This window comes from Nitrospira sp. KM1 (genome assembly GCF_011405515.1).
In the GTDB taxonomy this organism is placed as follows: Bacteria; Nitrospirota; Nitrospiria; order Nitrospirales; family Nitrospiraceae; genus Nitrospira_C.
The window spans coordinates 4,383,067-4,394,994 of the sequence record NZ_AP022671.1; the positions used below are offsets into that span (position 1 = coordinate 4,383,067).

The 11,928-nt window shown below is 56.5% G+C and carries 9 protein-coding genes; 8 read left to right on the forward strand and 1 reads right to left on the reverse strand.

Features of this window, described 5'->3' with window-relative positions; genetic code table 11:
• Positions 1-31 precede the first annotated feature (31 nt).
• Together W02_RS20720 and W02_RS20725 are read left to right on the forward strand one after the other, a co-directional pair.
• On the forward strand, positions 32-937 hold the full coding sequence (locus W02_RS20720) for a DNRLRE domain-containing protein (RefSeq protein WP_173051572.1): 906 nt from the start codon (positions 32-34) through the stop codon (positions 935-937).
• A 61-nt stretch (positions 938-998) separates the two neighbouring features.
• The gene (locus W02_RS20725) at positions 999-1,550 is read left to right on the forward strand and encodes a hypothetical protein (RefSeq protein ID WP_173051206.1); all 552 of its coding nucleotides are present in this window, start codon (positions 999-1,001) and stop codon (positions 1,548-1,550) included.
• Positions 1,551-2,839: 1,289 nt separating this feature from the next.
• Here W02_RS20725 and W02_RS20730 read toward each other — a convergent pair.
• Positions 2,840-2,980: a hypothetical protein gene (locus W02_RS20730; RefSeq protein ID WP_173051207.1), complete on the reverse strand. Its 141-nt coding sequence runs from the start codon at positions 2,978-2,980 to the stop codon at positions 2,840-2,842.
• 756 nt (positions 2,981-3,736) lie between these two features.
• On the opposite strand from W02_RS20730, the gene W02_RS20735 reads away from it, so the two are divergent.
• The 6 genes from W02_RS20735 to W02_RS20760 all read left to right on the forward strand — a co-directional run bounded on the left by W02_RS20735 (position 3,737) and on the right by W02_RS20760 (position 11,855).
• A complete protein-coding gene (locus tag W02_RS20735) occupies positions 3,737-4,273 on the forward strand; it encodes a hypothetical protein (protein WP_173051208.1) in 537 nt (178 codons plus the stop codon).
• 887 nt (positions 4,274-5,160) lie between these two features.
• On the forward strand, positions 5,161-5,610 hold the full coding sequence (locus W02_RS20740; RefSeq protein ID WP_173051209.1) for a surface-adhesin E family protein: 450 nt from the start codon (positions 5,161-5,163) through the stop codon (positions 5,608-5,610).
• Positions 5,611-6,525: 915 nt separating this feature from the next.
• Positions 6,526-7,368, forward strand: coding sequence for a VPLPA-CTERM sorting domain-containing protein (locus W02_RS21470; protein ID WP_197742086.1), 843 nt, complete (start codon positions 6,526-6,528; stop codon positions 7,366-7,368).
• 100 nt (positions 7,369-7,468) lie between these two features.
• Positions 7,469-8,302 carry a DNRLRE domain-containing protein gene (locus W02_RS20750; RefSeq protein WP_173051210.1) on the forward strand — a complete coding sequence of 278 codons (834 nt, stop codon included), beginning with the start codon at positions 7,469-7,471 and terminating at the stop codon, positions 8,300-8,302.
• A 79-nt stretch (positions 8,303-8,381) separates the two neighbouring features.
• Positions 8,382-10,049, forward strand: a complete 1,668-nt coding sequence (locus W02_RS20755) for a hypothetical protein (protein WP_173051211.1) — start codon at positions 8,382-8,384, stop codon at positions 10,047-10,049.
• Between the two features lie 78 nt (positions 10,050-10,127).
• The gene (locus W02_RS20760) at positions 10,128-11,855 is read left to right on the forward strand and encodes a hypothetical protein (RefSeq protein ID WP_173051212.1); all 1,728 of its coding nucleotides are present in this window, start codon (positions 10,128-10,130) and stop codon (positions 11,853-11,855) included.
• Positions 11,856-11,928: the final 73 nt, after the last annotated feature.

Sequence of the window (11,928 nt, forward strand, 5' to 3'; positions counted from 1 at the left end):
GAGCGCGTTTTACCATGATGGAGGTGTAACAATGTCCAAGCAGATCATGTTGAAGAGCGTCGCGCTCGTCGCGTTGGCGCTGGGCGCACCGGTCATTGCTCAAGCGGACACGGTGACGCTCCAAGCGTGGCACGACGCCACGATCTTTGAAAATGCCTTCCAATCTGGCGGCAACGGCGCCACGAACAGTAACGGGGCAGGCCCTGGCATCTTTGCCGGCTCCAATAGCAATCAATCTCCGCGACGTGGCCTGCTCTCCTTTGATGTCTCCAGCATTCCAACTGGTGCCACGATCACTGGTGCTCAGGTGCAGCTAACGGTAGGTCAGATCGCCGGCTCCGGAGGTTCCGGAAGCGGCGGTGATCAACTCACGAGAACTATTGAGCTCTATAAGCTGAACACGGATTGGGGAGAGGGAACGACTGGGAACACAGCGACCATGATTGGAGGCACCGGTCAAGGGTTTCCGGGAAACCCGGGCGATGCGACATGGACGGACAACAAGCTGACCCAGAGTCAATGGACTACCCCGGGCGCATTGGGCAACACGAATGGGGTAGCGAGTGCCAGCACTCAGATTCAAGGAGGTCTTGCGGTCGGAGGCGCCCAAAACCAAACATTTACGTGGAGCTCAGCCCAGCTGGTGGCAGACGTGCAGTCATGGTTGGCTAATCCAACAAGCAATTTCGGCTGGCTCTTGAAGAATGTCGATGAAGTCGATAATCCAGCGACGCCTGCCGTCAACGAAGGGTTCCAGACGTTCCGAAGCTTCTACACCAAGGAAGGTGAGACTTTGGGCTTGGGACAGGGGCCGCGGTTGGTACTGGACTATAGTTTGGCGCCCGTACCGGTACCGGCGGCAATTTGGCTGTTCGGCAGCGGCTTGGCGGCCATGGTCGGGTTTGCGCGCAGAAGCATGAATCGCATTGCGTCATAAATCATGACAGAGCAAGACCGGCGTTCGTAATGCGAACGCCGGTCGCCTCGAGGAGTCCACCATGATCAAATCGATGATAGTCGCGCTTCTGTCGAGTGGCTTGCTCGGATTCATGGCGCCAATGCACTTCGCAGAGGCGGCGCTGGTGCAGTTTCAGTTCAACGGCTCACAGACGGGCAATCCTGCGGTGACCGTGCAGGCGCTGCTGGGGATCGATTCATCCCTCGTGGCGCCCAACGGCTCATTCAATCAAGCGGACCTGTCCTCTTTTTTCGTGCAATATAACGGCACGGCGTTTACGGCGTCGTCCAGCGCGCTCCCGCCGAGTCTTTCGGGACAATTCAACAATGTGGCAAGCGGATTCTCCTCGCTCTTTGCCAACGACCCGCTGACTGTTCCCGGCCATTCCGGAACCAACAATTTTCAGTTCTTCGGAGGCAATGGCCAATCGTGGGCATTCGGCGTGACCGGTCCTGCGCCTGGCCCGTTGAACGTCCAAGGAACCGGTGTCTGGATGTTGGCGCCGGTACCCATACCGGCAGCTGTGTGGCTGTTCGGCAGTGGGTTGGCCTCGATAGTCGGCTTTGCACGCCGGACCGTGCAACAGCGATGATCGAATGGGCCGACATGTTGGCTGCAGTGTAGCGCATAGACAAATCGTCAAAGCAATGAGACAAGACGGCTAGTGATCGCCGGCCGTGTCATGTGTCTGCGGAGATGGCGCGAAGAACCCGGATGTTGTAACTATCGGGGACGATGACGCTTGGATTCCGGCTGACCGTGCTCACGAGTGTTGCGGAACAGATCTTTCGTAACGGCGGCAAGGCATCAGCCGACAATGTCACCCTTACGGCAATGTCAGCGGCCGAAACTGTGATTCAGGATAGTTCATCAGTCAAAGGCATGACGCAAGTGATTATGAGGACATGTCATCGGAGTTTATCTGACGGAGACAAATGAAAAGGCGACTAACGGGCCCATCTCTTCCGATTCAAGCCAACTGCTCGAACCGTCGGGTCGATAACATTTGCAAATCGTAATAATATGGTATCACGAGCAAAGTGAAGTCTTGATTTGCCATAATGGCCGTCGCTCGCCGGCGACGGCCATTTATGTTGGGACGCATGATGATTGGTTACTGTCCTGGCCCGAACAGGATGGTGTTCGTCCAAGTGTGAATGTGCGATACATTCACTTGTCACTGTTGAGCGGTGTGCAGCAAATTCCGGCGAGCAAATCCAGCGATCCTCACGAGTCCACTGCTGAAGAGCCAGAGGCGGCGAGAGAGGCGCTGACGAAGCGGTCTCTCTTCATCTACCGTGCGCCGCATTGTTCGGCGTAGGGCGGCGCACTGCTTCGATTGGGCGATCAAGCAGCGGGGCGAGGTCATATGAAGCTGCGCTCGGTCTTGAAGATCGTCGATGACAATACCCATATGTTTGAAATGTACGGCACCGACGATAAAAGCGGTCAGAAGCGAAGATGATGGAGATTACCTATATGCGGAAGTGATAACGCCGCCATGACGCGAACGCTATGCCTCGAGTCAGCGCATACAGGTCCTCCTCTCTTTCACTTGCGCGACTAATTGGAGATTTGACAGTATTGTGGCCGTCGTGGAGACAGCCATTGTGTTCCTGCTTGCCATACGACAAACCCACTCAAAAAATGGCGGAGGCGATAGCGGAGCGAACCCATCGCCAGTAGTCGCAAGACTGAAGCGCATAGTGTATTCGTCGAAGAGGAAACCAGGGCGAGCATACTGGATGGATGACGGTTTCGCTGTCCCTCTTAAGAGGCATCGATCGGCAATCCTGAACATACGACTGTAGGGCCGGTTGTTGGTAGTAACACGGAAGAGACGGCCCCCAAGGAAGTTCAGTGCTTCGATTGGCGTCGAGTTCATCCACCGGCAGAATCCCATGTCGAGCCGTTCCAGATCTCGACTCGGCCGGATCCATCGCCGAGCTCCACCACGCGCAGCTCGAGGTCTCCGATCTTCACCGGACCGACAATGACTCGAACTACTTGGTTATCAGTCATGGGGAGAGGTCGGTGCTTTGAGAATCTTAGATGAGATGGAAACTACGTCGTCCCACAGACGTTTCAACATCAGCCGAATTATGCGTCGTTTTCTCCCAACAATCCGCTCGCCTGTTTGTCGACGAGCGAGCATCTGTTCGGCACGGCTCTTCCACAAGCACTCTTCACAAACCTCATACCTATAGAGTGTACAGTTCAAGTGGCCACAGGTCGTACATCTGTCATGCCGGCCATTTCCCATGTATGTTCCTTTTGACATATGTCCAGGCAATAGCTCACGGCACTCATCCGCCATCAAGAAGATGGAGAGTAAGGAAGATATGTTTCGCAACTCCATACCACGCAAGAGGGGATGAGCGGTGAGTGCGAATTCGCGCATATAGTCCGGCACATGCGTCGTGCTGACACGTCTTCGATCATGCTTAGCACACCGAGTCGCAACCCCGGCTCGTCGACAGTGCGACGCCATCACCCTCACCAAAGATCGCTGGCAGGAATGACCTCGGAGTGGCGCTCGGCCCCTTCTTCCTTCGGGGCATCGAAATATATGCGAAAGGGACTCGCCGATACGAGATGCTGTACAATCGCCCTCACGAGCGCGCGCCGGCCAGGTTGCCGCAGAGTCAAATGAAGGCATCTTTGAGAACGCTAAGAGTGATGAAGCAACTTTTGTCCGGTTTGGTTGTGGCAGTCCCAATAATCACCGGGTGTGCCCTCGGAGATGAGAAGAAACCGGCCTCTACAGCGGAACCAGTTATGGCGTACTTCTGGGTCGGAGATCCGTTGCGGATCCCCTTGAACCGACAGTTTGACCAAGATAAGTATGCCTGTTTGGATGATTACCGGAGTCTGCAACCAGTTGTACCGCCAACACGCGACATCGTCACAGAGCTGCGCATGATGGATGTGCACCAGCACGAATGTCTGGCCAGTAAGGGGTGGGAACTCAGGCCGACCAATGCGTCACAGAAGACGGAACCGCAGCATGTGCCGCCTGCCCGACGACCGATTGCCTCCATTGCCAAAAAAGACGCTCAGACAACACGGCGCGATGAATCGCTGCAGACATACCTCCCAAATTTTATCTGGGCGGGAAATCCCGCGGATGAACCTTCAAGCGAGAGGTTTCACAGCTACGCCAATACATGTACTCAGTATGCGTTAGACAGGCAACAATATCCGGAGGTCAATCCAGAGGCTCGATATTACTTAACTGGGTACATGGACGATCTCTCGATCTGTTTGAACGGGTATGGCTACAGGGCGGAGCCGGTAAAGTCAGCGGTTCGATAATAGCATGGTGAACAAAACAGGTTGACAAGGGCCCTTCGCGATCTCCTCAGGAAGTCCAAGGAGAAGGGCCATGCCAAGTAAATGACCGTTACCATTTCGTCTCATTCCCGGCTGACATCGCTAGAACTCGTCTTGAAGCTCAACGGAGAGTACCGCTCGCGGTTGCGGGCATTGGGCCTGACCCAACTCCAAGCTGGCGTGCTTTTGTATGTACAACGGAATAATGGTACTCCGATAGTCAAGACGGCTATGGCATTGGCCATAGCACCCGCAACGCTATCAGAGGTACTCAGCCTCCTTGAGAAGAAACGACTCCTCAAGCGGCAAGCAACTGGTACAAATAGGCGCTTCTGCCGACTCATCCTCACGACCCAAGGCCAAGCTGCCGCCCTGCGCGTCCATAAAAGAATTCAGAATATCGAAGTTCAAGTGAATCTAGCAGGTTGATGAGCTAACAACCCTTTTTGAGAATTAGGCCGGTCCTGCAGACACCAGATGCGCCGGCCCATCCAGGGATGGAGCAACTATTCGCCGCAATAAGAGTGAGCCGTGGATGCACCGCCATGGCTGCCGAACGACACAGTGGGCGCTGGTTTTTACGAAAATGTAACGTACAAGCTGCACTAGGGGTTTCTTTTAACGCCTGGCCGCCTCTACAGTCTTTCCATGGAGACCGACGACAGGAAGCAGTTAGTCAGCAACTTCATCAAGGCCACGGAATCGCTGCAACGGTATATCCATACGTGCGGGGATCTTCCGGGTAGTGAAGAAGATGCCATCCGGTACATGAGTCTCACCATGTTAATTACGATGAGGGCGTTGCGCTCGAGGAATGTGGCAAGTTAGCTCTTCTTCGCATGCCCCATCACGACACTATGGTGGAGTCCGTGTCCCCCAAGATTTACAACGACGAATGGCTATCCCCAACAACCACTTCATTATGCCCGGCACTTTTCCCACTTACCGTCGCGCTGCTGCTTATCCATACCAGCGTCTATGGAGAATGGACTGAACTCGTGAGCAGCAGCAACGAGATCCTGACCATCTATGCGGACAAGGACACGATCGATCGTAACGAGAATCTTGTGAAGGTCTGGCAATTGTTTGACTTTAAAACCACTCAGACGTCGGGAGGCAAACCGTATTTGTCGGTGAAGATGCACAATGAATTTGATTGTGGAGGACTTCGGAGCTGGATACTCTCACTCGCTCAGTTCTCCGGCAATATGGGCAGCGGGAAGGAACTGTCTCAGGACTCACGCGAACAGCAATGGGTAAGTGGTCAACCGGCTTCTCTCGCCCGCATATTGTTGACAATCTTCTGCGACAAGAAATGAAGCGCAGCGAAAGCATCCGTCGTTGTTTCTACCGCCGAACACCTTCTTGGCGTCGTTCCTTGAATATGGGCATAGGTCGAATCTTCAAAAAGCAACCCCTCAAGTGTTGAGGCTGCAGAAGCGATCGGTTCGCCTCCTCGGGTCATCCACCTAAATTAAAGGGTGAATGCGCTTATCGCTGCCCAGACTTGCCTGTACTAGGCCTGCGGTTGCCTAGAAGCGATCTGAGGTGATCGCTGGAGACTCGTACGAACGATCGGTGTCGTTTCGCGGGTGCTCGATCAAATCCATATTCAAGATAGAGGAGCCCGATCAAAATAAGCATGCCCACCGATGCGCCGAGAACTGCCACCACCGCAAAGAAGTCATCCAAGGTCATACGCGTAGCCACGATGGAAGGGTGAAGCACGTTCCCGGATCTTGAGGCAATAGAGTAGGTCAATCCTGAGGCGGCATTCAAGTCGAGAATTACGTATTGGCCTGATCACTCTCCACCCCCGGTACATGAATGATATGAAGGGAGCGTATAGGACCGCATTAGAAAATTGTAAACTCTTCGTCAAATGGCTGTTTAGAGTTGACTGAGACCTGCATTTCCCTCTACGGTGCGCCGCATTGTTTCGGCGTAGGGCGCGCTGCTTCAAATACGGAGCAGCGGGGCGAGTCCGACGTTGAAAGAGACGATGACGTGTTCCTGGGCGGGAAGGTCATCGGTGTAACAACCTGACCTCTTTCACGACGGTCCGTCATGTTAAGCATCGGCATCCGTCCCTTCACACACTTCCGTTCATCCTCACAACTGATCCTCTCGCCTCGACTAGCGCCTCTGCGAACAGTTTTATTCTGCGTATCATGCAATCGGGAAGTTTCGAATTCAGATCACAGTCTGCTCGCCATTATCACAAGGAGTACGTTATGAATAAATCTTTTGCTTTACTTGCAGCTCTCGTGATTGGAACCACAATGCTGCCTGAGCCCGCATCGGCCGCGACCATGTATGCGGTGGGATTTAGTGACACCAACAGCCCGGTCTATACCATCGATACGGTGACCGGGACGCAAACATTGTTGGGAAATTCCGGCATTGCGCAGTTGAACTCTTTGGCTATGTCGCCTTCCGGAGTCCTGTATTCCGCAAACATGAATCAGCTCGTCACCATCGATCTAACGACGGGAGTGGCCACACCCGTGGCCACGATGACTACTGGAACGGCGCAGACCAATATCCGGTCGATAGCCTTTAACGATGCGGGGACGTTGTATGCCGTGAATCAGCCGGCTGCAGGAATGTCACAATCCGGTACGGGGCGGCTGTTTACCGTGAATACGACGACAGGAGCGACAACCCTGATTGGTGGCACTGCACAGATGGTCCAAGGCCTGGACTTTGCCCCAGATGGGACATTGTATGGCGTATCGCCGACGGTAGCTGGTGGTACTTCAGCGTCTAGTCTGATGACCATTAACCCAGCCAGTGGCGCTTTTACGAATGTAGGAGCGACCTTCACCAACACATTTGAAAGCATCGCCTTCGATCCTAGCGGGATTCTGTGGGGCGTGGAAACCGGTGGCGCAAGCGGCCAACTCTCCATCTTCAATCCCACGACCGGCGCCCGCCCGCTGATGTTTAGCACTGGCTTGGATCCCAATCTTCGCGGCATCGAATTCGCTGCGGTTCCCGTACCAGCGGCCGTGTGGCTGTTCGGCAGCGGCATGGCAGCTATGGTGGGATTCGCTCGGCGACGAGCGAACCACTAAATCAAGTGACAGAACGCTTACTAATGAAGTTGCGGGAATGAAGATAATAAACGCCGCCCCGTCAGAAGATTTGGCATTCAATCGCAAAGGAGAGAAAACCATGCGGCACCACCTGTTGAGTCTCTTCGGCATGCTGGCCATCACGGTCATCGTCGCTGCCCCAGTGGCGGCGGATGTCGTCACCATCGGCTCCTCCCATGACGCGACGATTTTTCAAAATAACGTGAATAACAGCAACGGCGGCGGTCCGGGAATCTTCTCAGGCGGCAACGGGGCCAATTCGGCTCGACGCGGCCTCATCAGCTTCGATGTCGCGAGCGCCGTTCCGGTGGGTGCCACAATCACCGATGTGACGATGACGCTCGTGTTGGGCCAATCGGCCGGTTCAGGCGGACAAGGCGGCGGTGGAGATTCCGTACCCCGTTTGATTTCGTTGTATGCCCTGACCAGCAATTGGGGCGAAGGGACGACACCGGTGAGTGCCACGATTGGCGGGACGGGGCAAGGCGTGTTGGCAGGGCTAGGCGATGCGACCTGGAATCAAAACCAGTTTGGCATCACGAATTGGACCACACCCGGCGGCGATCGCGCCGCAACTGCGAGTGCGAGTCTGCTCGCCGATAATCGGTTTCAAGGCCAATACATTTGGGGTTCGACGGCGCAGATGGTAGCCGATGTTCAAAACTGGCTTAACAATCCGTCCAGCAACAACGGCTGGGAGATGATCAACACCGACGAGAACGTGCAGTCGTTCCGTGCCTTCTATACGAAGGAATGGAGCGATCCCAGCATGCGGCCACAACTGAGCATTACCTATCTGGCGCCGGTGCCGGTCCCGGCGGCGCTGTGGCTGTTCGGAACCGGGCTCGCGACGGTCGTCGGGCTTGCCCGCAGGAGGATTCATTCGGCGGGTAGCGGAGAAATGAACGCCTGACGAACTAGATCGGGTTTGCATTGACACGTGGCCATTACCGGCACCCAACACAGGCCCCCTTCACAGAGGAGAATCACTTATGATGCCAGCCGTTCGTCTCAGTATCATCGTCAGTCTTGCAGTTATCGGAACATCCATGCCGATCGCCCATGCCGCGATTGTCGGCACCGGAGATGTCACCCCGATTGATCCGTCAACCTGGACGAGTACCACGTTTGCTGTCGTTGGCAATACGGCGAATGGCAGCGTGTTGGTCGATGGAGGATCTGACATTGTTTCCGGGCACACGCAACTCGGCCAAAGTGTCGGCGTCACAGGAACGATCACGATTGACGGTGCCGGGTCAACGTGGACCCGCACCGGCGGCCAGACCAACGTGGGCGTCGCCTCAGGCGCGACCGGCATCCTTAACATTCGCAACGGGGCCATCGTGACCGACACTTCTCTCATCTTCGTCGGTCAGGCCAGTGGGTCAGCTGGCATGCTCAACATCACCAACGGGGGATCGCTGACTGGCCGGGGGGTGATCGCCAGTAATGCTGGCGCGACCGGCACCGTGACGGTGGATGGGGCAGGGTCGCAGTGGGTTACCAGTGGCGCACTCATCGTTGGGTCACAAGGCCGGGGCCTTCTCTCGGTGACCAATGGGGGCGCCCTGACGTTTACCAGTGCGAATGGGCTTATTATCGCCGGCAGCGGAGGTGGAACAACCGCCGGAAGTCGCGTCATGGTTGACGGGCCAGGGTCAGTCATTACGGGGGGTAGGTTGACGATTGCGTCAGGAACCACCACCGGCATCATGACCGTCACGAACGGCGGCAAGGTCAGCACGGTAGGGGACGCAGTCTTAGGGAACGCCAATCCCGCTGCCGTCGCCACAATGTTCGTCAACGGTGCGGGCTCTGAGTGGACCAACACCGGCAACTTGAGCAACGGCAACCCCGGGAGTGGCCGGTTGAGCGTCACCGATGGCGCGAAGGTGAGCGTGAGTCAGTTGACCATGAATGCCCCGTCCATTCTCACCACGGACCTCGGGACCGGCAGTTCCGTGACCGTCGGCAGTGGCACAGGGACCCTCATCAATATCGGTACGATCCGCATGGCCGCCCGGGCCGATGTGGCCAACGGCACCTATGCGCCGATCGCGGCCGGCGCGTGGGCGGTAGGCGTGGGGGCCGTGCAAGCCTTAGGCGGTGTCTACAATCCCACGACCCATGCAGTCACGGTCTCCACGGCCGCGACCGGGCAGGCAGGTGTCGCCGCCACTATCGACCTATCGCACACGCAGCGCATCTTGATCACGGATGGCGCGACTGGCAAGCAAGTCGGCGCGAGCTTTCAAGCGGCGATTGCCCCGGCGAATCTCAGCTTGACGGCCTCGCTGATGAACAATGGGCAGTTGAGTCTGCTGCAGGGATTACTCGATCCTGGTAAAGCCATCTTGAGCGGATGGGATTTTTCGGCGACCGGCTACACGGCAGGAGATCCGGTCTATCTCTCGCTCCAGATCGGTGCCGACCAGAAGTTCTATGACCTCGATGTGTGGCACTACGATGGGACAAGCTGGGCGAAATATCTCAACACCGATTTTGCCTACGACAATAATTTTGCGAGCTTTGTCGCGACTGGATTCAGTGGCTACGCGATTAGCGGATTAGCGCCGGTGCCAATTCCCGCTGCGATATGGCTGTTCGGGAGTGGGCTGGTCAGTGTCGTAGCGTTTGCCCGTCGGCGTGCAGCGATCTGAACTCGCAGCGACCGAGATGACAATAGATAGGCGAAAGAATTCTCTCTGTTCGATTAGGCGAGTCATGAGGAGGATAACTTGAGAAATGCGTCACATGGTAACTCGCGCAGGCTGACCCCGTTCCTGCTCGCTATGTTCCTCATGGTGTTGATCACCATGACGGAACGTTCGGTGGACGCGGCCATCGTGACCACGGGTGAGGTCAATCCAGCAGATCCCTCCGCATGGGCTGGTGGAACCACCGTCACAATCGCCAATACCGCTAACGGCTCCGTCACGGTCAATGGCGGCAGTTCCATCTCGACCGGGACTGTCGAGGTGGCGAAGACATTTGGGGTGACCGGTGCGCTCACCGTGGACGGGCTCGGCTCGACCTGGAACACCGGCAGCAGCATCAGCGTCGGTACCAGCAGTCTTCCCGCGAACTTTGCCGGCGGGACGGGCATCGTCAATATCTCCAATGGTGGCACCATCAATGGGACGGTCTTTATCGGACAAGCCTTCAATACCACGGGATATCTCAACATCACCACCGGGGGACGCCTAACGCGTGGCGGGAGTCTGGGTGATCTGTTGAATTCCAACGGCATCGTGACCGTCGATGGAGTGGGCTCGCAGTGGGCGTCCACAAGTGGCAGTATCACTGTTGCCCAAAGAGGAAACGGCCTCTTGAAAATCCTTAATGGCGCGACGGTCTCTAGTTCGGGCGCGGGCGTCGGCCGGTACACGACTGGCACAGGCCGCGTCATTCTGGATGGGCCGGGCTCGTCGTGGACCATGGGCATCGGCGGCTTGCAGGTGGGCACCGGAATGGCCGGCGGTCCAGGCCCCGGAGGGGTGGGGCTGGTGACGGTCACAAATGGCGCAACCATGACGAATCAGGGCGAGGCGATTTTGGGGTACACCCTCCCCGCGACCGGCACGGTGATGGTCAACGGCACCGGCTCGACATTTACCAGTGCGTTCGACCTCTACATTGGTCGGGATGGGGCCGGTCGCGTCAGCATCACTGATGGTGCGAAGTTCCAGGGCGGGCCGGTCAACATCAATAGCCAATCTCTTCTGACGGTGGATGTCGGGACGGGCAGTTCCGTCGTCAGCACCGCTCCCTTCGTGCTGCCACAGCTCAATAATAACGGGACGATCCGCACGGTCGCGAAGGCGACGGCAGCTAACGGGACCTACACGCCGATTGTCACCTCCGGTGCCTGGGACGGCACTGGAAAAGTGCAGGCAGTCGGTGGCGTGTGGAACAATGCAACCCATACCATGACCGTTTCCACTGCCGCGACCGGACAAGCCGGCATCGCCACGACGATTGACCGCTCGGTGACACAGCGCATTCTCATCACCGATGGCGCCACCGGCAAGCAAGTCGGCGCGAGCTTTCAAGCGGCGATTGCCCCGGCGAATCTCAGCTTGACGGCCTCGCTGATGAACAATGGGCAGTTGAGTCTGCTGCAGGGATTACTCGATCCTGGTAAAGCCATCTTAAGCGGATGGGATTTTTCAGCGACCGGCTACACGGCAGGAGATCCGGTCTATCTCTCGCTCCAGATCGGTGCGGACCAGAAGTTCTATGACCTCGATGTGTGGCACTACGATGGGACGAGTTGGGCGAAATATCTCAACACCGATCTGGCTTATGACAACACCTTCGCGAGCTTCGTCGCGACCGGCTTTAGCGGGTACGCGATCAGCGGTCTTGCCCCGGTGCCCGTGCCGGCAGCCATGTGGCTGTTCGGCAGCGGCATGGTGACTGTCATCGGATTGGCTCGACGGAGAATGTCGTTCGCAAAGGCATGACGAGGATAGGTAGCATTTCATTGATCAGAGTATACGAAGTATAGGCAATCTGTGTTCGACAGAAAGAGGTTTG